The sequence below is a fragment of the Streptomyces sp. NPDC003635 genome (assembly GCF_053587635.1).
The window spans coordinates 1-20,233 of record NZ_JBSFOK010000074.1 but is presented as its reverse complement, the minus strand read 5'-3'; the positions used below and the strand labels follow the sequence as shown (position 1 = coordinate 20,233).

General features: G+C 73.3%; 12 protein-coding genes. 5 read left to right on the top strand and 7 right to left on the bottom strand.

Annotated features, from left to right (window positions below; all coding sequences use genetic code 11):
* Window positions 1-195: 195 nt before the first annotated feature.
* The gene (locus ACWDRW_RS38090; RefSeq protein ID WP_451732451.1) at window positions 196-705 is read left to right on the top strand and encodes an LGFP repeat-containing protein; all 510 of its coding nucleotides are present in this window, start codon (window positions 196-198) and stop codon (window positions 703-705) included.
* A gap of 32 nt (window positions 706-737) precedes the next feature.
* Here the strand turns inward: ACWDRW_RS38090 and ACWDRW_RS38085 are convergent, their stop codons facing one another.
* From ACWDRW_RS38085 to ACWDRW_RS38065, 5 genes are read right to left on the bottom strand one after another with little or no spacing between them, the layout of a single operon-like run.
* Window positions 738-6,704, bottom strand: a complete 5,967-nt coding sequence (locus tag ACWDRW_RS38085; RefSeq protein WP_451732448.1) for a hypothetical protein — start codon at window positions 6,702-6,704, stop codon at window positions 738-740.
* 31 nt (window positions 6,705-6,735) lie between these two features.
* Window positions 6,736-9,267, bottom strand: a complete 2,532-nt coding sequence (locus tag ACWDRW_RS38080; RefSeq protein WP_451732445.1) for a hypothetical protein — start codon at window positions 9,265-9,267, stop codon at window positions 6,736-6,738.
* Window positions 9,268-9,307: 40 nt separating this feature from the next.
* Window positions 9,308-12,193 (bottom strand): DUF6603 domain-containing protein, encoded by a 2,886-nt coding sequence (locus tag ACWDRW_RS38075; protein ID WP_451732442.1) that lies wholly within the window; start codon window positions 12,191-12,193, stop codon window positions 9,308-9,310.
* Window positions 12,194-12,199: 6 nt separating this feature from the next.
* Window positions 12,200-13,273 carry a WD40 repeat domain-containing protein gene (locus ACWDRW_RS38070; protein ID WP_451732439.1) on the bottom strand — a complete coding sequence of 358 codons (1,074 nt, stop codon included), beginning with the start codon at window positions 13,271-13,273 and terminating at the stop codon, window positions 12,200-12,202.
* Entirely contained in the window at window positions 13,270-13,527 is a 258-nt protein-coding gene (locus tag ACWDRW_RS38065) for a hypothetical protein (protein ID WP_451732436.1), read from the bottom strand. The genes ACWDRW_RS38070 and ACWDRW_RS38065 overlap by 4 nt, the downstream gene beginning before the upstream one ends.
* Before the next feature lie 188 nt (window positions 13,528-13,715).
* Here ACWDRW_RS38065 and ACWDRW_RS38060 point away from each other — a divergent pair, with 188 nt between their 5' ends.
* Window positions 13,716-14,927 carry a DUF2235 domain-containing protein gene (locus ACWDRW_RS38060; RefSeq protein ID WP_451732433.1) on the top strand — a complete coding sequence of 404 codons (1,212 nt, stop codon included), beginning with the start codon at window positions 13,716-13,718 and terminating at the stop codon, window positions 14,925-14,927.
* Between the two features lie 40 nt (window positions 14,928-14,967).
* Window positions 14,968-16,917: a phospholipase D-like domain-containing protein gene (locus ACWDRW_RS38055; protein ID WP_451732430.1), complete on the top strand. Its 1,950-nt coding sequence runs from the start codon at window positions 14,968-14,970 to the stop codon at window positions 16,915-16,917.
* Between the two features lie 22 nt (window positions 16,918-16,939).
* Here the strand turns inward: ACWDRW_RS38055 and ACWDRW_RS38050 are convergent, their stop codons facing one another.
* Together ACWDRW_RS38050 and ACWDRW_RS38045 are read right to left on the bottom strand one after the other, a co-directional pair.
* Window positions 16,940-17,818, bottom strand: a complete 879-nt coding sequence (locus tag ACWDRW_RS38050) for a peptidoglycan-binding protein (protein ID WP_451732427.1) — start codon at window positions 17,816-17,818, stop codon at window positions 16,940-16,942.
* On the bottom strand, window positions 17,737-18,540 hold the full coding sequence (locus tag ACWDRW_RS38045) for an AfsR/SARP family transcriptional regulator (protein WP_451732424.1): 804 nt from the start codon (window positions 18,538-18,540) through the stop codon (window positions 17,737-17,739). The genes ACWDRW_RS38050 and ACWDRW_RS38045 overlap by 82 nt, the downstream gene beginning before the upstream one ends.
* A 222-nt stretch (window positions 18,541-18,762) precedes the next feature.
* On the opposite strand from ACWDRW_RS38045, the gene ACWDRW_RS38040 reads away from it, so the two are divergent.
* A complete protein-coding gene (locus tag ACWDRW_RS38040; protein WP_451732421.1) occupies window positions 18,763-19,497 on the top strand; it encodes a peptidoglycan-binding protein in 735 nt (244 codons plus the stop codon).
* A gap of 8 nt (window positions 19,498-19,505) precedes the next feature.
* Window positions 19,506-20,186 (top strand): peptidoglycan DD-metalloendopeptidase family protein, encoded by a 681-nt coding sequence (locus ACWDRW_RS38035; RefSeq protein ID WP_451732418.1) that lies wholly within the window; start codon window positions 19,506-19,508, stop codon window positions 20,184-20,186.
* Window positions 20,187-20,233 lie beyond the last annotated feature (47 nt).

The following is a 20,233-nucleotide window of genomic DNA, read 5'->3' as shown; positions in this document are numbered from 1 at the left end:
CTCCCCAACTCTGTCAGGGCTATGCCGCATCCGGGGTGTCGATCTCGGTGACGGCCACCCTTCAGTGGCCGTCACCGAACCGCACAATTAGACTGAAATCGGTTGCCGGGCGGCCGGATTCCCGCCGAGCGCGGTCGACGTCGCACCCAGCGCCCCCGGCCCCTCCCACTCCTCGAGGCCGCCCCGGAGGGTGACATGACCGCCATCGACGAAAAGTGGAATCAGATCCAGTGGATCGGCATGCCGTTCGACGCGGGAGCCGGAAGCCACGAGGGCTCCAACCCCGACGGTCGCGGCACCTCGCGTGACTTCGAGCACGGTTCCATCTACTGGTCCGCCGGGACCGGCGCCCATGAGGTGCACGGGGACATCCGGGTCAAATACGCCCAGTGCGGCGGATCGGGCGGCTTCCTCGGCTACCCGGTCACGGACGAACTGGGCTGCCCGGACGGCACGGGGCGCTTCAACCACTTCGAGGGCGGCTCGATCTACTGGACCCCGCAGACCGGTCCGCACGAGGTGCACGGCGCGATCCGCGACCTGTGGGCAGGCATGGGCTGGGAGAACAGCTTCCTGCACTACCCCACCTCGGACGAGGGCGGCTCCGACTCGCAGCGCGTCAGCCACTTCCAGGGCGGTCACATCACCTGGTCGCCGTCCGCGGGCGCGTCCGCTCAGCGCAGCACCCGGTTCGACGACCACTGATCGACAACGTCCCCCGACCGGGCCCGCGTCCGTCACGGCCACGGCTCGGTGGGCCGTACCGTGTCGAAGGCCAGGCCGCTCGCGCTCTCGCCGGTGCCGGCGGTCTTCTCTCTGCGCACCCAGCTGTGCCAGGAGCCGTCGGACCACCGGGCCAGGACCGGGCGACGGGCGACCAGAGTTCCCTCGCGCGGTACTTCCTCCTCGTGCAGCCACAGCCCGGGCGTGATCAGCCGGCCCTCGGGGCGTGAGTCGAGGCCCGGACCGGTGAGGGTGGCCAGGCGGAACCGGATCCGGCCGGGCCGCACCGGTTCGGGGACCAGGGGGAACCAGTAGTCCGGGACGATCGACTGGACCGCGTACGCGGGCACGGCGTCGGGGCCGGGTACGGCCGTCTCGGGCGGCGCGTTGCGGGCCCAGTGATCGCGCCGGTCGACCGGTTCGCCGCGGCCGTCGGTGTAGTGGTGCTGAACGGCCCAGGCGAGGTTGGCGAGTTCGTCACGGGCGAGCAGGACCCGCTCGAGGGGCTGTCCGGGCTGGCCGCGTTCGGAGGGCAGCATCAGCAGCCCGGACGCGGCGGGATGGTCGGGGTCGGGGCTGTCCAGGGTGAACATCGTCCAGGACGGGTCGTCGCGGCCGGCCCGTTCGACCAGGTGGTGGCGGCCGAAGACGTCCCGCACGAGGAGCCGGTCCAGGACGGTCAGCGACGCGGCCGGCACCTCCAGCGGCACCAGGAACCAGTCGTTGCCGAAGACCGTGGCGAAGGAGATGAGCAGCAGCCGTCCGGTGTCCAGCGTGGAGACGTCCGCCGCGCTGAGGTCGACGCGCGCGTCCTCCATCTCCCAGAAGCGGTCGGCCGGCAGCCCGCCGTACCGCACCGTCGACGGCAAACCCTCCTCCGCGAACGCCCGGCTCTGTCCCGCCGGTGCCGCCTCGGTGTCGGGGTCGGGGTGGACGTCGAGGGAGTACCAGTCCAGGCCGTCGCCCTGGTATTCCTCGGCCCGCAGGACCGCGCCGCCGGCGGACAGTTCGGCCGCGTACTCGCCGCGGTGTGGGTCGAAGCAGTCCGGCCCGCGTTCGGCCAACTGGCCGGCCCACCACAGCCGCCACCGGGCTGCCACCTCGCCCAGGCGTGGGTCGGGTCCGGCGTCGAAGGTGCCCGCGTCCAGCGCGGCCGCCACCGCGACGGCGTCGGGCAGACCTCCGTCGAGCAGGCCGATCAGGCCCGCGCCCGGCTCCCCGGTCGCGAGTCGGTGCGGGGCCAGGGCCGTCAGGGCGGCGGCGAGCAGTCCGGCGTCGTCGGACATGCGCAGCAGCGCCGCACCGCCCTCGGCGCGCAGCCGCTCGTCGACCTGGACGGGCTCGTCCTCGATCTGGGTGTCCAGCGGCCCCTGGCCGAGGTCGTAGGGCACCCAGTCGGCGGCCCCGCCCGGGCGCCAGGCGTCGATGGGCGCGCTGCTGCCGCTCATCCGCACCACGGCCGGGGATCCGGCGTCCTGGGCGGCGAACTCCCCGAACTGCCACTGCCGGGTGAGCAGCCACAGCGGGTCGTGCACCCGGGCGGCGAGGCCGGCGTCGACATCGGAGGCCCGGTGTCCGGGCTCCAACTGGAAGGGGCCGTCCGGGTCGGTGTCGTCCCGCTTCGACTCGATCTTGGCCAGCGCCCGACCCGTCGCGCTGTGCTGGGGGATGCGGATGCCGGGCAGGAGCGAATTCCACGGAGCCAGGTCCTGGTGGTCCACGGCGCGCAGTTTGGCCAGCTCCAGGGTCTCCCGCAGCACCTGCATCAGTCCGTCGGAGGTCCAGCCGCGGTCCAGGTCCGGAGGGACCGCGAGGAGCACGCTGTGCGGCGCCTTGGCGTCCGGGCGGTCGTAGTGGAAGGCGACGCCGGTCAGTTCCGTCTCCGGGGCCGGGTCGGGTCCGGGCGGGGGGAGGTCGGAGCCGGGGAGAAGTTCGATCCACTCGTCCAGGACGAGGCCGGTGATCCGCGCGTCCGGCGCGATGTCGGCCGGTGCGTGCCAGACGAGGTGGCTCGTGGCGGGCGGACGCTGCCCGGCGGGGAAGGGGCCGCCGATCCACGCGTCGCCCTCGGCCGTGGGGTGCTGGACCGCGCGCAGCCGCTCCACCCGCCCGGCCCGGTTCCCGGCCAGCAGCAGTGTCTCGTGCAGCGTGCGCACCACGGGGCGTACGGCCGCGTTGCGCCGCAGCCAGTCCTCGATGTCGGCGCCGGGCAGGTTTCCGCGGCCCGCCGGGGGCGGGGTCGGGGCGGTGAGCGCGGGCAGCAGCGGGAGGTCCACGCCGAGCACCGAGGCCAGCGTCGTACGGGCCCGCGCGAGCCAGGAGTCGACCGGCTCCTTGGCGGCCGGTCCCGTGGCCAGCGCGCGGATCTCGTCCTGGGCCGGATGTCCGTCGAGCGGAGCGCTCTCGGCGAAGGCGGCGAGGCGGGTGCCAAGTGGTGCCGTGTCGAGGGCGCGGTCGGCCGCGCCGTCGAGCAGGTGCGACGGCGCCAGCGGTTGTGCGGTGGCCAGCAGGGACCGGATGCGGGCCGCCCGGCCGTGCAGTCCGTCCCACCCCGGCCCGGTGAAGGTGACGGCGGTCTCCGGGGGGACTGCCTTCGCGCTTCGGACGGCGCTGCGCAGCGCGGCCGGTTCGGCGGCGGCCGCGTCCAGTACGACGCTCAGGGCGCCCAACCCCATGTGGTCAGCGGTGAGTTCGAAGGGGCGGGGTTCCGCCTGACCGTCGGCGAGGTGCCCGGCGAGGGTCCAGCCGGTGGCCGGGCCGAGCAGATGGGCTACCCAGGACTCCAGCGCGGGTTGCAGCTTTGCGAGCGGGTCTTCGGGCCAGCCGGTCGGGGCGGTCGGTTCGGCCGGGAGCAGCACGGCCGTGCGGTGGGTGAGGGCGCGGGCGCGGTGCGGGGTGCGCAGGACGCGGAAGGTGTCCGGCACGTCCTCGCCGCGGCCGAGGGTGTCGGCGGTCAGGCCCGCTCGGACGGGGTTGCCGCCCACCAACTGGTGAACACTCTCGGCCAGTACGAGATCGCCGACCGCGTCGAGCGCGTCGGCGAGGTCGTCCAGCAGTGGTGTCACGGCGGCCCGGTCGTTCTCGTCGCTGACACCGGCCAGGTCGGGCGCCCCGGCCCCGGCCCGGGCCAGGGCCATGCCGTCGACGACGTTGCGGGCGGCGACCGCCTCAGCGCTGCGCGCCCACAGGTCCGCGGCCTCGGGTGCCCGTTCCGGGGTCTCGGGCACGACGGGCAGCGGGAATCGGCGGCGGAACCCTTCGACGAGGTGGTCCAACTCGGCGTCGTGCAGGGCCCGCTCGAACCGGTAGCCCAGCAGCGAGCCCAGGTTCTGGCCCTGCCGCACCCCGCCGAGCAGCCAGCGGGCGACGCGGGCGCGGCGGGAGGTGAGGTTGACGGCGTAGCTCTGTTCGTCGGGGTTTCCGAGGAAGCCGGACCGCAGGACGGCCGCCGTCGCCGCGTGGTGCAGCGAGGGCGCGTGGATGTAGCCGTCCTTCCCGGACAGCTCCACCGTGGTGGCCTCGTCGTCGAGTTCGATCTCGAACTGTTCCCTCGGCACCGGCGGGCGCAGGTCCTCCACCCAGCCGTAGCAGCCGAACCGGACCCCCTCGGTCCCGGACGCCCGCAGTTCCGCCAGGCGTTTCGACGCCAGTGAGGTGATCCAGGCGTCCAGGCGGTGCGAATGGACGTCGATGACCTCCAGCAGCAGTTCGGGCAGCCGGGTCACCGGTACGGCGGCCAGGGTCCGCAGGGCCTGCTCCAGGCGGGGCAGTGCCACCGCGGCGCGGGAAGCGGCGGCGACGCGCTCCGCGCGCTCGCCCTCGTCCAGGCCCTCCAGCACGTCGGCCACGAGCTGGTCCACATCCCCGGTGACGGCGAGGGCCTGGCGCAGGGGATCCCCGGCGGGGTCGAGGTCCCCCAGGAAGGTGGACCAGTTGGGCAGGAACAGCAGGGCGTCGAGCACCCCGCTCATGTCCCGTTCGGAATCGGGGACTTCCCCAGGACCTTCCTCGTCGACCGGTTCCTCGCCCCCCGCGGGCGGTTCCTCCTCCCCCACCGGCTCTTCGGCGAGGGCCGGGAGATCGAAGAACGTACCGCGCCGGGGCGGGGTCTCCCGTCCGGTCGACAGCTCCACCGGCCAGGCCAGGTCGTACGCCTCCGCGTCCAACTCACCGGCCAGGAAGGTCCGTACGGCGGCCAGGTAGTCCGCCGTGGCGGTCGCCCGGGCCGGGAAGGCGTCGGGGTCCGGGGTCAGCCGGGTGACGAACTCCGGGACGCCGGTGGCCTCGTCCAGGCCCCAGCCCAGCGAGGTCGAGCCGTTGCTGGTCGTCGTCCAGCGGACCAGGCCGTCGGGCGGCAGACCGGGCAGGCCGAGGGCCGCGGGGGGTGCGTCCAGCGGCGTGAACGGCACGGCGCGTCCCGGCCCGCTCATCCGGGTCATCTCCAGACCGGTGGCCACGGGCAGCCGCTGCAGCGCCTCCACCGCGACGCCGTCCACGGGCTTGCCCGGCTCGACGCGGGGGATGGTCACCTCCTCCTGGCCGTCGTCGTGCACCACGCGCTCGTCCAGGACCGCCCGCCAGCGTTCCCGCAGTCGCAGCAGCCAGGGCGCGATCACTGCGTCGACGTCGTCGGCGCGTACCGCGCGCCAGTCGTCCAGCGCGGTCACCGGCAGGACGCCGTAGGGCTGGCGGCCGACGCGCAGCATGGGCAGCGGTCCGCGGCCGCGGACGTGTTCGGTGAGGTGGTCACGGACCGCGCGCCAGGGTCCCTCGGGGGCGACGCCGCTGGGCTGTTCGGTGCCCAGGTCGATCGTGGTCAGCGCGGCCTCGGCGAAGCCCTTGCCGAGCGTGGGCCAGGTGAGCAGGGTCAGGGCGGCGACGGCCGAGGGGGCGGCGTCGGTGGCGCCGGGGCAGCCGCGCAGGAAGCCGGGGTCCGGCAGGCCGAGCGCGGTCGCGAGGGTGTCGGCGACCGGCCGCTCCCCCGGCTCCGGGTCGGGATCCGGGCCGGGGTAGGCGGGGGCCGACGACCAACCCGAGCGGGAGCGGGGGGTGTTGTTGGTGGCCGTGCCGGAGGGCAGCAGGCCGAGGCCGCCGCCGTACCGGTGGCCGTGCAGCAGGTCTCGCAGGCGGGCCGCGCCGGCCGCGGGCGGGTCGTCGCGCACCCCGACGACCAGCAACTGGTCCAGGTTCTCGGTGTTCTCGGGCGGGATGATCAACTCGACGCCCATGCCCGCCTTGACCGCTTCGAACCAGTCGGTCTCCCAGCCCTCCTCCTCGGCGCGCAGCAAGCCGATCGGCAGCGGGTCGGGCACCGGACGGCCCAGCTTGTCGACGACGATCCGGCCCTCGAACAGACCGAGGAAGCGCCAGCGCTTGGGCATCGCGACGGCGTGCGGGCGGTGTTCCCGGGGGTCGTCGGAACGCGTCGCGGGCGCCGGGGCGCCGGGTCGGCAGGCGCGGACCGCCCAGGAGGCGCGGGCCGGGCGCAGCTTCGTGAGCACCTCCTGCCAGGCCTCAGGGCCGGGGTTCCGCCAGTACGCGGTACCGACGGCGGCCTCCGCGGGGGTGAGCGCGGGCTCGAACCGGGACAGCAGGATGTCGTCCGGGTAGATCCGCACCCGCAGGGTCTTCGGCTCCCACCAGATGGTCTCGACCCGTACCGGCAGCAGCGCGATCGGCGCGGAGTTGTCCTCGGGGAACAGTGCCTCGCCCTCCGCCAGCGCCTGGTTCAACTCGTCCTGTGCTCCGGCGGCCAGGCGGTTCAACTCCTCCGCCCGGCGTTGCAGTTCCGGCAGAGTCGCCTCGGCCGCGGCCAGCGCTTCGGCCGCGGTGGGTGGGAAATGGGGATCCGGCAGGCCGGCCTGGATGTGCGCGCGCAGGCGGCGCACCACGGCCTCCTGCTCGTCGGCGAGGGCCTGCGCGGTGTCCGCTTCGGTGCGTGCGCGGTCCAGTTGCGCGCGGGCGGCGAAGGCGTCGGTCATGTCCCCACTGCTCCTGTCCTCGGCACGGTGATCAGCCGCCCAGCAACGTGGTCGCGCGGAAGGCCAGTTGGAACGGCTGCTGGAAGGCGATACGGGCCATGTCGGCCGCGTCCCGGGCCCAGACCGGTGGATCGGGCTGGGTGAACTGGTTCGGCGTGCCGTCGGGCGGCCGGCCGAGCTGGACGCATCGGGTGGGCTCCGTATGGACGCCCTGCCAGGTGAGGTCGGCCCAGGTCTGCATCGTGGCGGGCTGATCGCCGGTGTCGAACCCGAACTGGGTGCCCCGCATCGGTTCGCGGAACACGAAGAACCAGTCCTCGGCGCGGGCCCGCTCCTCGTCCAGGTCCGCGAACAGGTACAGGACGGTGGACTCGTCCAGCGCCAGCGCGGTGGCCGGTACGCCGTCGAAGGCGGCCGGCAGTCTGCCGTCCACTCCGCGCACGGCGAGCAGGGCGGTGCCGGGGAAGCGGCGCAGCAGGTCGCCGCGGACGAGCATCGCCAGGTCACCCTCGCCGCCGGTGCGCAGCTGACTGCCCAGGGGGGCGTCGGACGGCCACAGGGCGATCTCCTCGACGTCCGCGTCGGCGCCGGGCCAGAACCGGGCGAACGGCGTGCCGCGCTGGTCGGTGGGGAACTCCCGCCACAGCAGCTCGCGGTTGAACTCGTGGTTCAGCCCGACCAGGAGCGCGGCGATGAACTCGGGGTTGGTCTCCAGCAGGGTCACCGAGTCCTGCGGCAGCCCGCCGATGCCCGGCAGTGCCCACTCCGGCCAGCGGGCCAGCAGTTCCTCGGCGATCGGCACGGTGAACTTCGGGTGGGCCATGACGGGCCGCAGCGGCCGGTCGTCCTCGGCTGTGCGCCGGGCCCAGAAGTCGGCGGGGATACGGTCGGCGAGGCGCAGCAGTTGCAGCCGCACCGGGCCGAGTCCGGCGCGCAGTTCGCCCGGCAGACCGGCCTCGGGCTCCTCGTCGCTGATCATGTTCAGGGATCTGAGCTTTCCCGCGAGGAACGACCCGGTCGGCGGCGGCTCGGCGCCCTGGTCGGCCGTCACCCGCTGGGCCCGCCGGGCCAGCGCGCCGCCCGCGCGGGTCAGCCGGGCGAAGGAGGTACTGGCCGCGGCGGCCGGCAGGTCCGGGGCCCTGGCGAGCAGGGTGGCCAGTGTGGTCGGCTCCGCGTCCGGTTGCATCGCGGACACGGGCACGCGCCCGCTCACCGGCGCCATGACGGTGACCAGATCGGCCGCGTCCAGCGGGTCGAGGTGCTTGCGCTGGGCCCGCTCGGCGGCGACGGCCGCCAGCTCGCCCGCCGCCAGCAGCCGGTTGGCCCGCCGGATCTCACCGACCTGTTCCCAGGCCCGGGCCATCAGGAACTCCTGCTCCACCTGCACATAGCGGCAGCCGAGTGCGGCGGCGACCCGTCGGCGGACCTCGACGTTGAGGGTGTTCATCCAGCATCCGGGCTCGGCGGGCACGGTCTGCTCGCCCGTGTGGTGGCTGCCGTACAGCGGCGGGGCCACGGCGGCGACGTCCCGGTCCTCGACGGGTTCCCCGTCGGGCACGGGCTCGTCCCGGAGCAGGGCCGGTGCGTCGACCCGTTCGCGGATCAGCGCGCGGAAGCGGTCCTGGGCGGCGGGGTCGGACCAGGTCTCGGGTGTCGTCGTGCCGGGCGGGCGCAGCGCGCCGTCCATGGCGACGGTGGCCGGGCCGCTGCTCGCCTCGGCGGGCCAGGGGCGGCCGACGTCGATGGTCCGGGTGCCCAGTCCGGACTCGGCGGCGGGCCGGAACCGCAGCCTGCGGGCCAGTTCCTCGAAGGTGCCCGCCTGTCCCGTACGGAAGGTCCACGAGTGGTAGACGGGCAGGTCGACGGTGTCCCGGCCGGGGACCGGCCAGGCGTCCGCGGTGGCCGCCCCCTGGGGTGTGACCCTCAGTCCCGCGTCGCGGCCGGCGGCGGTGGCGGGCACCACGGCGGCGATCCAGCCGCGGTTCGGGGCCAGCCGGCGCGGGCACAGCAGCCGTCCCACCACACCCGCCGAGTGGTCGCGCACGCCCTGTTCCACGAGCCGCCGGGCGCTGTCGACGTCGGTGACGTCGTCGGGCAGCCGTGCCTCGACGTGGGTCCAGGCCCATCGTTCGGCCAGTGGGGGCAGTGCGGCGACCGGGGCGGTGAGGACGGGCAGCGGGTTGCCCGGGCGGGGCGGGGCGGCCTCGTCCTCGGCGAGCACGATCAGCGCGAGCCAGGGTTGCGGGGTGGGACCGCCCGCGGTGGCCACCGTCCCCGGGGACAGCAGCCAGGGCAGGTCGGCGTGGGCCAGTTCCACGCTCGCCAGCACGTTCTCCGCCGCGTCGGGCGTGCCGGGCGGCGGCTCCTCGCGCAGCACCATCGAGCGGTCGAAGCCGAGCACGTCGCCCGGTCCCACCAGGGACAGGGTCGGTCCCTTCACCTCCGGCTCCTCGCGGCGGCCCTCGATGTCCCGGAAGAACCGCACCGAGGTGCGCAGTTGCTGGCCGTCGGCCGAGGCGGCGGCACCGACCCGCGCGGAGGAGAAGAACCAACGTGTGCTCATACGGCGCTCCCGACGGGACGATGACGGGTACGGGACGCTGTCATCGGCCCACCTCCCAGCTCTCCACGAGTCGCAACGCCTCCTGGGGCTGGTCGAGTCGGTCGCTCATCGCCTGCCAGGCGTCGGCGGTGGCGTCGACCATGGTGACGTCGTCCAGCAGCGGGGCCAGCGAATCGGCGGCGGCCACGGTGAGTTTGGGGGCGCGCACCGTGATGGCCGCTTCCGGCGTACGCCACCGCTCCAGCCGTTCGGCGGCGCTGACCGCGAACACCGACTCGAGGCGGAACAGCCCCGGCCAGAGGGAGAACTCCCGCTCGGGCAGCCGGGGTTCGTAGCCGGTCTCGTAGCCGTCGTCCACGCGGTGGCCCGCACCGACCGCGATGCCCTCGGTGCGCGCCTGCAGTCCGCTCGCCCGGCTGACGAAGGCGGGCTCGCTGAGCTGCGCCTCCTCGGTGAGGTCGAAGAACTCGCCGGGCACGAACCGCTCGGACAGCGAGGGCAGTCCGGCGGCGGGCCGAGTGGTGCCGACCGTGATCTCCTTGATCGTCCAGGTCTGCGCCGGTACCGGCCGCCGCTCGAACCGGGAGATCGGTACGCCCAGCGGGAGCACGCGCTGGGTGACGCGCAGGGTGGCGTCGGGGTGCACGAGGGTGCCCTGGTTCAGCTTCTCGTTCGCGTCCCGGGTGAACACCAGCGCGGTGCGTTCGGCGGCCGGTCGCTGCGCCGCCCAGGCCTTCGACCGCGCCAGCTCGGGGGTCAGTGCCCCGATCGGATCGCGCCCGGCCTGCTGGCGGACGGCGGGCGGCGAGCCCCAGCGGATGTCGAAGTCCAGCTCGACGTCCCAGAACAGCACCGAGATGCTGCCGGTGCCGAAGGCGTGCCAGGGCGCGGGCCCCTCCAGCGTGAAGTCCAGGGCGATCCCGGCCAGTCGGCGGCCGAAGGCGCGCACCGCGACTCCGGCGCGTACGTGCACGGAGAACGCGAACACGGGGTCGAAGACGAACAGCGCGTCGAGGCCGAGCCAGCCCGTGACCCCGCAGCCGGCGATGGTGGCGTTCAGCTGGACCTGGCCACCGAACATCACCGCGTTGGAGGTGACGGCGAAATAGGCCTCCATGCGCAGTCCCCAGCCCTGGCCCGGGGCCAGGTCCACCTGGAGCCGGTTCAGCGCCGGAACCCTCGCGGGGCGGGTGTAGCGGGGGTGGAAGCCGCCGGCGGACAGCACGAACAGCGGCTGCCGGCCGCCGCGTACGAGCAGATACAGTTCGCCGCGCACGGCGAGGCCGACGATCCACGAGCCGGACAGCGACACCAGCAGTTCGACGAGCGGTTCAGCCGGTTCGATTCGGCCGAGCACACTGGCCTGCAGACGGATGAGCGGCACGGCCGGGTCGGGCAGTCCGACCAGCAGTCGTCCCAGCAGCAGGGCACGCGCCGGTGCGGGCAGTTCGAGGATCAGCGCCCCGGACAGCGACACCATGCGTCCACCCCAGTTGAGGCGGATCATCGGCCCGACCAGGAAGCGCCCGGACGCCACCGGGAACGCCGAGCCCAGCGAGCCGATGATCTCCTGGGCGCGTTCCACCGCGCGGTCGGGGAAGAGCACATGGTCGGCGTTGCCGTCGCCGACGAGCTGCTGCAGCGCCGTGACGTCCGCGCGCCGGTTCACCCCGACCAGGCCGCCGACCGCGTCCAGCGCGAAGCCCAGGCCGAGTTGGATGCCGGGGGTCGGGAACTGGGCCGACAGCAGCGCCAGGAAGCTGGTGGGGGCCTTGCCGTCGGGCGGCCGGAACAGGGCGACCGCCTGGACCCGCAGCACGCCGAGGTCGATGGAGATCAGGCCGCCGTACCCCTGATCGGGGGTGCGTCGGACCAGGCCGCCGCCGGAGACGGGCGGCACCTTCAGCTCGGTGCCGATGCCGTCCGGGAACAGTTCGCGCAGCCGGCTCGGGTCGAGGCCCGGGCGGCTCGACGGGGCGAACGTGACGGGCAGGTCGATGCCCGCGCGTTCGAGGTGGACGCTCAGGGGCAGGCCCGGCAGGCCGGCGCTGGCCGACACGGACAGGGCCAGCCGGGGCTCGCCTCCGTCGGAGGTCAGCTCCAGGGACGCGCCCCGGCTGGAGACAGCGGGGGCGTTCAGCCGGAACGGGAGGGGGACGTTGAGACCGCCGGTGCCGGCGAAGCGCAGGCCGCCGGTCCGGTCGGCTCGCAGCACGATGGGCGCGGGCGGGCCCGACATCGGGCTCGCGCCACCGATGCCGAGCAGCCGGGCCAGCGCGGCCGGCAGCACGGCGGCGGTGAACCCCTGCAGCTCCAGCTCCACGGCGGCCGGGGTACCGGGCTCCGAGGTGACGGTCAGCGCGATGCCGTCGACGCTCATGCCCGGCCCGTCCGTCATTCCGGCCGCGAGACGGCCCGAGCGCCGCAGCCTGATCGTCGCGTTTCCGCCCGGGGGCGCCGGTGGCAGGCCCGGTCCGAACGCGGCGTCCCAGCCTTGTCCGGCGGCGATCGTCGCCTCGGTGCTCCACGGCCCCCGGGCCGTTTGAGGCAGCGTCAGGGCCGCACCCGGGGTCACCACGACGTCGAACACCGGTCCGTCCGGAGTCACTCCCAGCACGGCGCGCCCGGCCGGGTCGGTCAGCACCAGGGCCACGCCGAGCGGGGCGCCGGGGGCCCGCCGCCAGCCGTGCAGCCGGACGGGCGAGGCCCCGTCCAGGTCGCCGAGCGTCTCGCGGACCAGCTCCACCAGCGAGTTGCCGGCCGGCAGCTTGTCGTGCACGGCGAGGAGTCGCCCCGCGAGTACGGTGCCCGCGGCGGAGGGGTCCTCCCCGAGTTCGGGCAACGAGCGGACCAGGCCGTCCACGGCGTCCTTGGCCAGCGCGCGCAGTTGACCGGCGACCTGCTGAAGAAGTGCCTGCGGGTCCATGGCTTCTCACCCCTGGCCGGCGTCGCCGTTGTCGATCACCAGCGCGCCGTTCATGGTGCCGACACCCAGCCAGCGGCCGTCGGGGCTGAACTTCAGCGCCAGCACCTCGTCGGTGGAGACGGTGTACAGCTCCTTGCCCTCGAGGTTGAACAGCCGGACGACGTTGTCGATGGAGGCGCTGGCCGCGTGCTTGCCGTTGGGGCTGAACGCGACGTGGGTGACGGCTCCGAAGCTCTGGTCGTCCGGGGAGCCGGGGGTCAGTTTGGGCGCGCGGCCCTTCTCGATGCCTGCGTCCGCGTCCAGGATCCGGGCGAAGCCGTCGGAGCCGCCGACCACGGTCCACTTGCCCTTGGGGTCGAAGGCCAGGCAGTTCGGCGCGGTGATCTGGTCGTCGATGTCCTCCGGGGTCGGCCACACCTGTTTCCCGGTCTGCGCCTCGAACATCCGGGTGGTGTCGTCCGCGGCGCAGCACAGCACGGTCAGCCCGTCGGGGCTGAACGCGACGGCGAGGACGGCGTCCTTCGGGGTGAGCCGGCTGATCTGCTTGCCGGTGGCCAGGTCGTGCACCCGCGCGGATCCGGCGTGCTGGTGGTTCCCGCCGTGGCGTTCGTCGACGGCCAGCGCGATCCGGGTGCCGTCCCGGCTCAGGTCCACGTCGGCGATCAGCGGCGGGTCGACGGTGATGCGCTGCTTGATCTCCCCGGAGGCCTGGTCGAGTACGGCGACCAGGGTGTCGGTGACCGCGACGATCCGTCCGTCGGGGGCGAACCGCACGGTGTTCACCGAGTTGCCCGGGGCGAGCGGTCCCTGCCAGAGGGCCGTGCCGGTGGTGCTGTCCCGCAGGAACACCTGCTCGAAGTCGGCGACGGCGATCCGGGTGCCGTCCGGGCTGAAGGCGATGCCGGTGACGGATCCGTCGGTGGTCACCTCCAGCGGGGGCGGCCCGATGCCGATCGAGCGCACCCGCAGCAGGGTGTCGCCGCCGCCACTGGCGAAGCGCTTGTTGTCCGGGCTGAAGGCGACGGCCTGGACCGTGCCGTCCTGGTGGGCGCGGAGTGCGACGGTACCGGGCTCGCTCATGACGGTTCCTCCCCATGCCGGAGGCTCAAGGGCCGTCCGTCGAAAAGGGGTTCGACGGCGGCGAGGTCGGCGTCCTGGAGGTCGAGGGGCTCTTCCGGGTCGGCACGGAAGAGGCTGTTCGGGCGGGACGCGGCCGGTCCGTCCGCCATCGACGGCTCGGCGGGGACGCACCGTGCGTGCGTGTCGGTTTCGCCGCCGCAGCGCACGTCCGGCGGCGTGCGCTCGCTGCAACTCACCAGCCTAGACTCGGTCACCTCGTCGCGCCTTTCCGGCGTCCGCGTGGCGGTCGGCGACCGGCACGTAACGCACCGTCATGAGAGTAGGGGAAGGGTGGCGGTGCGACGAGGATCCGGCCCGTGGCGGTCGCATGGCGTGGCCCTCAGTGTGGTGCCAGCATGGAAGTGGTGCTGGGCGCCGCTCCGCTCTCGTGGGAGGGAATGCCATGGCCAAGCGTCTGGTCGTCTGCTGCGACGGCACATGGAACTTCGCCGACCAGCCGAGCAAGACGAACGTCGCCAAGGTCGCCCTGTCCCTGATCCCCGGCACGGCCGGCGGCAAGGAGCAGCGCGTCTACTACCACAGCGGCGTCGGCACCGAGCGGCGCGAGCGCGTGCGCGGCGGCGCCTTCGGCGTCGGGCTGTCCCGGAACGTCGTCAACGCCTACCGCTTCCTCGTCGAGACCTACGAGCCTGGCGACGAACTGTTCCTCTTCGGCTTCAGCCGGGGCGCGTTCACCGCCCGCAGCCTCGCCGGACTGATCCGCAACGGCGGCATCCTGCGCCGGGACCACGCCGACCGGATCCCCCAGGCCTGGGCCCTGTACCGGGACCGCGTCGAGCAACCCAACGGCGCCGCCGCCACGTTGTTCCGCCGTTCCTACGCGCGCGAGACGGAGGTCCGTTTCATCGGGGTGTGGGACACCGTCGGTGCACTGGGCATCCCGATGCCGAGCGCGCCCTGGCTGCAGCCCTACGCGGGACGGTTCAACCGCCGCTGGGCCTTCCACAACACCGAGTTGAGCAGCTGGGTCGGCGCGGCCTTCCACGCGCTGGCCGTCGACGAGCAGCGCTCGGCGTTCCGGCCGACCCTGTGGCACCAGCAGCCCGGAGCCGACCGGCAGGGCCAGGAGCTGAAGCAGGTGTGGTTCGCCGGGGTGCACTGCGATGTCGGCGGCGGCTACAAGGAGACCGGACTGTCCGACATCCCCCTGCTGTGGATGGTCGATCAGGCCCGCAGGTACGGCCTGGAGTTCGACGTCGACGCGCTCAGCGCGGCGGGGCCCAAGGTGATGCGCCCCGAGGAGAGCACCGAATTCCGCGTACGGCCGGACAGTTCGGGGACCCTGCACTCCTCACGGAACGGCATGTACCGCCTGGCCAGGCCGCTGCACCGGCCGATCGGAGCGGCGGTGAGCGACGAGGGCGAACCCGACGGCAACGAGTTCCTGGCGGTGCCGGCCAAGGAGCGGTACGACCGCGATCCGGGCTACCGGCCGCCGCGGCTGGAGGGGTATCTCGGTGCCCAGGAGCGGGTGCGGCTGGAGCCGGTGCTGCTGCCGGACCTCGCCGCCGGGCTGCCGCCCATACCCCCCGTGCCCTCCGGGCCGGAGGCCGCGGCGCCGCAGCCGCCCGGAGAGCTGCCCCGGACCCCGTGACATCCCGGTCCGGCACGTCCGAGAGGTAAGGAGATCCGGGATGCTCGCCTGCACGCTCTTCGCCGGCGACGCGTTGCTGGAGGCGATCGCCGACGACCAGGACCGGATCTCACGGACCCGGAACCGCAGGGACCCGGCCGTGCGCAAGGTGCAGATCGCGCTGCTCGACCGGGACCCGAACTGTCTGCCGCGGTTCGGGGCGGACGGCGACTACGGCGACGAGACGGCCGCCGCGGTGGCCCGGTTCAAGATCGAGATGCTGGGCGTCCCGCCGGCCGAGGTGATCGACGACGTCGGCCCGTTGACGGTCCGCAAGCTGGACGAGCTGCAGGCCGCGGCCGAGCGCCCGCCCGCTCCGGCGGCCGTCGCCCCGGAGGACTGGCTGCTGACCGACGCCGAACTCGGGCCCTTCCGCTCCCCCGCCTTCACCCGCGACAACGTGGTCGACTTCTTCGTCGACGCCGAGGGGTACTACACCCTGCTGGCCGACCGCCTGGACACCCTGCTCGCCGGGGACCGGGTGCTGTTCGCCGGCTGGCGGTTCTCCCCCGAGCAGCTGCTGCGCCCGACGGTCCCCGGCTCCCCGGGGATCCTCGACCGGCTCCGCAAGCTCCACGCCGACGGCATCGTCGTACGGGCCCTGCTGTACGGCTCGCACTTCTCCACGCTGCCCGTGCGCAGGCCCAGGGTGCCGACGCTGCCGTCGAAGGACAACTTCGACTTCCGCACCGCACTGGTCGACGCGGGCGCAGCGGCGATCCTCGACGCCCGCGTCGGCGACTTCGGCTCCCACCACCAGAAGTGCGCGGTGGTGCAGGGCGCCGCCGAGGGCCCGTGCGCGTTCGTCGGCGGGATCGACCTGTGCCTCGACCGCTGGGACAACGGCGCCCACGTCGATCCGCCGGTACGGCAGCGGGAGCCGGACTTCCTGGGCAAGAGGATCTCCCTGCCGGGCTGGCACGACGTCCAGTGCGCGGTGTTCGGGCCCGCCGTCGGCCAGATCTGGCAGAACCTGGTCCAGCGCTGGAACGACCCCACCCCGCCCAGCCGTGTCGACGCCACCCCCGCCCCGATCCCGCCGTCCGAGACACCCGGCCCGCCGACCCGCTCCGGCACACAGGCGGTGCAGGTGCTGCGCACCCTCACCTGCAACGGCGTCTACTCCTTCCTGCCGGGCGGCGAGTTCACCGTCACGGCCGCCTACCGCAAGGCGATTCACCGGGCGCGGCACTACATCTACATCGAGGACCAGTACCTGTGGCCCTCCCCCCTCGTCGACGACCTGCGGGACGCCGCCGGCCGGGGTGTCCAGCTCATCCTCGTCACCGCGCGCGACTTCGACGCGCCGGGGCTCAAGGACGCCCACGAGGCCCTGCGGACGGAGGCTCTCCAGCGCATCGCCTCGGCCGCTCCCGCGCACGTCCACTGCTTCCACCTGGAGCAGGCCGCGACCTCGCAGCAGATCTACGTCCACGCCAAGCTGATGATCGTCGATGACCAGTACGTCGCCGCGGGCAGCGCCAACCTGAACTTCCGCTCCCACACCACGGATTCGGAGCTGCATCTCGGGGTCTTCGACACGGACCTGGTCGACGGCACCATGGGCGGCGCGCCGCACCGGGCCGGGGTGTCCGTCCGTGACCTGCGCGCGCAGATCTGGGGCGAGCACCTCAACGAGGACCCGTCCCTGCACCAGGACCCGCTCGCGGGCCTCGCGCGCATGCCCACCGCCGGCGGCAAGACGGGCCATCTCGTCGGCTTCGCCGTCCCCGCTCAGGTGCCGTCCGTGGACTGGCGCGAGACGGTACGGGAACTGCTGCGCACCCTGCAGCACATGGAGAACTGGCAGCTCCTGGCGCCGATCGTGCTCGGCCCTCTGGCCCTTCCCCTCTCCCTGGTACCGGACATGGACCTCGGCGTCCTCGCCGACGCCATCCCCAACCCGGAGTCGTTCCTGCGTGACCTGCTCAACCCGCACACCGTCTGCTGAGGGCCGGGTGCCTGGTCGTCGGTCAGGGTACGAACACGACGAAGCCCAGACTCGAGAGCTGGGCGGCGAGGGCCGCCACCGTGTCGGGGTCGTCGAAGGCGCCGTTCTCGCCGAGGCCGGCGGCCGACTGGAACTCCTTGACCTTGCCCTGGGTGCGGGGGCCGTCGACGCCGTCCTGGGCGAGCGGTTTGAAGCCCAGGGCGAGCAGTGCCCCTTGGACGCCGAACACGTCCGAGACGTCCAGGGCGAGCTGCTCCAGGGGCAGGCCCTGGTCCTCCACGGCGCGGGCGAGCAGGAAGTGGGCCCGATCGAGCTTGTTGCGGATCTTGATGGTGCCGGTGTCCGGCTGGAAGCGGCATTCGTCGGCGGCGCCGACCCATTCGCGGCTGCCCACATGCCCCTGGAACTTGGGGAAGCGGAAATTCGGGCCCATGCCCCAGGCCATGCTGAGCGTGGCGAGCTGGGCGTTGGCCGGCCAGGAGGCGAACTCACCGAAGCCGGTCCGGCCGAGGAGCACCGACTCCATCTCGTCGAGCTTCTCGAACACGTGCCGGTCGATCTCGTCGTCGTTCACGTGGAGCCGCGTCAGGGGTGGCGCGAACTGGCGGTGCCCGAGCGGGGCGAGGTCCAGCCGCGACTTGACGGTGTCCCAATCGGCGGCGATCTCCTCGGGCGACGCCTCCGAGTCCACGTCGTTGACGAGCCAGCGCAGCCGGTTGGCGGCGGCCAGCGAGGCGGTCCGTTCCTGGTCGGTCGGTGCGGAGTTGTCCCGCGCCGTCTGGTCGATCTTGTTGCCGATGCCGGTGCTCACATACCCCTTCACATCCAGGTACATGAAGTGGACGCGCCCTTCGAGGGGGTCGTTGAAGGTGAGCCAGTAGTCGCGAACGCTCCGGTGCATGATGCCTCCTTCCTGTCCGGGCGTCCCGTCCGCACGGGCAGCATCCGGGCGAACCCCGGTGAGGGCTCGACGCCCAGTTCCTCGTCCAGGAGACGGCTGAACGCCTCGTAGTGGCGCACCGCCTCACCGACGTTGCCCTCCGACAGATGCGCCGCCACGACGGCCCGATGCGCGCTCTCCCGCAGCGGCTCCGCCCGTACGCTCGCCCACGCCGCCTCCATCGCCAGGGCGGCTCTGCCCTGGCGTACCAGGGTCTCGGCGAGGGCGTCCAGGGCGTGCAGGCGCAGTTGCCGCAGCCGCTCACGCTCCATCAGGACCCAGTCCTCGTCCCAGCCTGGCAGCAGGTCCTCGCCCGTCAGCAGGCCCAGCGGCGGGCGGGCGTCGAGCGGCGGACCGCAGCCCTCGACGACGCCGAGCGCGGTCCGGGTCAGGGCGTGCACGTCCACCCGCAGGGCCGGGGCCACCAGCAGGGCGTCCCCGCAGCAACGGATGAGGGGCGGCTCGCCCCGCGGCAGCTTCCACAGGGTGGTGCGCAGGCTGCCCCTGGCGTGTCCCTCGGTGACCTCGGGCCACAGCGTGCCGGCGAGGACCGTGCGGCACACCCGCCCGCGCAGCGCCAGGAACGCCAGCAGCCGCTGGCCGTTGCGGCACAGCTCCACGGGCTCGGCACCCAGGTCCAGACGGAACTGGCCGAGCAATCGCAGCCTGGGGGGAGCAGACACGAACTTGACCGCCTCACGAGCAGTGGGTCGCCCGGGCGCGCCCTCCGACAGGGCGTGTCGTCACCAGTTTCGGCTCGGCGGGCACACTCTGCAACTCGAACACCAGCCCGTGAACACGCTGATGACGGCACGGTGACGCCCCGCTGACGCCGTTTCCGTATGTTCGAACAGAGCGGATCCGCCCGCTCGGTTCCCTCACCACGTCGACTCAACGGGTTCGTCATGGTCGCTCTGCCCAAGGTCCGGTTCTCCAACGTCCGCTTCGGCATGCGAAACGACGACGTGCGCCTCGTGCAGAAGGCCCTCATCAAGCGGGGCCGCGAGATTCCCGACGGCGCCACCGGACTGTTCGGTGCGCAGACCAAAGCCGCCTACCAGGACGAGCAACTCGCCCAGGGTTTCCGCGGAGCCGACGCCGACGGCGTTCCGGGCCCCGCGTCGCTGGCCGAACTCGGCAGGCTCAGCGGCCTGTTCCGCCTCGACGACGGCCCCGCGCCGACGGGCGGGGCGGGAAAGCTCGCCCTGGCCCAGGTCACTTTCCGTGATCCCGACGACAAAGCCGGTGAGGCGGCCATGCGGGTCTACGCCCGCAAGGCGTGTGAACTGACCGGGATGGACCCGGAGTTCGGTGTCCCGGCGCTGGCCACCATCGCCAAGCGCGAGTCCGCCTCGAACCACCCGAGGTTCCGGGTGAACACCACGGACATGAACGCGCGCGGCCGGAAGGTCGCCGACGGGCACCCGCTCAACTGCTCCCGGGGTGCCACCCAGTGCATCCCCGCCACGTTCGCCACCTACCACCAGGCGGGCACCGCCACCACGCCGTACGACGTGGTCGCCTGTATGTGCGCCACGGTCAACTACGTGCGCCACCGCTATCGCGTGAACCAGTCCGGCTCGAACTTCGCCGCCCGCGTGCAGCAGGCCGATCCACGTCGGGCACCCCACTGGTACTAGGAGTTCCCATGGCCTCTGAGTCCGTCACTGTGTCCAACGTCCGGTTCGGCAAGAAGAACGACGACGTGCGCGTCGTGCAGCAGGCTCTCCTCAAGCGAGGCCACAAGATCGACAAGGTGACCGGCCACTTCGGCCCCCAGACCAAGAAGGCGTACGAGGCCGAGCAACGCAAGCAGGGCTTCCGCGGAACCGACGCCGACGGTGTACCGGGTCCCACCTCCCTGGCCAACCTCGGCCGTCTCACCGGCATGTTCCGCGTCGCCGGCGAGCCCAAGCGTCGCGGCCAGGGGAAGGTCGCCTCGCCCGTGCCCGGGCACCGGGTCACCTTCGGGTTCTTCCAGCGTGGCCCCTACGCCTGGAAGCCGGACGGGTTCGGCCGGCACACCGGGCAGGACTTCGCCGCCCGGTCCGGTGTCCCGGTGGTCGCCGTCCGCGGCGGGAAGATCGCCTGGTCGAACGGCCAGGGCGGCGCGTACGGCCAGTGGATCGGCCTCGCCGCGGACAACGGGCACGTCTACACCTACTCCCACCTGTCGCAACGCCAGGTGAGGGCCGGTCAGCGAGTCGCCGCCGGCCAGCAGCTCGGCAGGGTCGGCAGCACGGGCAACTCCAGCGGGCCGCACCTGCACTTCGAGATGTCGAAGGGTTCCTCCTGGTCCTACGGCAGTGTCGCGAAGCCCACTTGGTGATCACCTCGTGCTCGGGCCCCGCCGCCGAACCGGCCGGTTCGGCGGCG

Excerpts from the sequence above, each read along its gene's own strand:
- ACWDRW_RS38080 (WP_451732445.1), bottom strand. The coding sequence starts at position 9,267 with ATGAGCACACGTTGGTTCTTCTCCTCCGCGCGGGTCGGTGCCGCCGCC.
- ACWDRW_RS38060 (WP_451732433.1), top strand. The coding sequence starts at position 13,716 with ATGGCCAAGCGTCTGGTCGTCTGCTGCGACGGCACATGGAACTTCGCC.
- ACWDRW_RS38070 (WP_451732439.1), bottom strand. The coding sequence starts at position 13,273 with ATGAGCGAGCCCGGTACCGTCGCACTCCGCGCCCACCAGGACGGCACG.
- ACWDRW_RS38075 (WP_451732442.1), bottom strand. The coding sequence starts at position 12,193 with ATGGACCCGCAGGCACTTCTTCAGCAGGTCGCCGGTCAACTGCGCGCG.
- ACWDRW_RS38055 (WP_451732430.1), top strand. The coding sequence starts at position 14,968 with ATGCTCGCCTGCACGCTCTTCGCCGGCGACGCGTTGCTGGAGGCGATC.
- ACWDRW_RS38035 (WP_451732418.1), top strand. The coding sequence starts at position 19,506 with ATGGCCTCTGAGTCCGTCACTGTGTCCAACGTCCGGTTCGGCAAGAAG.
- ACWDRW_RS38085 (WP_451732448.1), bottom strand. The coding sequence starts at position 6,704 with ATGACCGACGCCTTCGCCGCCCGCGCGCAACTGGACCGCGCACGCACC.
- ACWDRW_RS38090 (WP_451732451.1), top strand. The coding sequence starts at position 196 with ATGACCGCCATCGACGAAAAGTGGAATCAGATCCAGTGGATCGGCATG.
- ACWDRW_RS38050 (WP_451732427.1), bottom strand. The coding sequence starts at position 17,818 with ATGCACCGGAGCGTTCGCGACTACTGGCTCACCTTCAACGACCCCCTC.
- ACWDRW_RS38040 (WP_451732421.1), top strand. The coding sequence starts at position 18,763 with ATGGTCGCTCTGCCCAAGGTCCGGTTCTCCAACGTCCGCTTCGGCATG.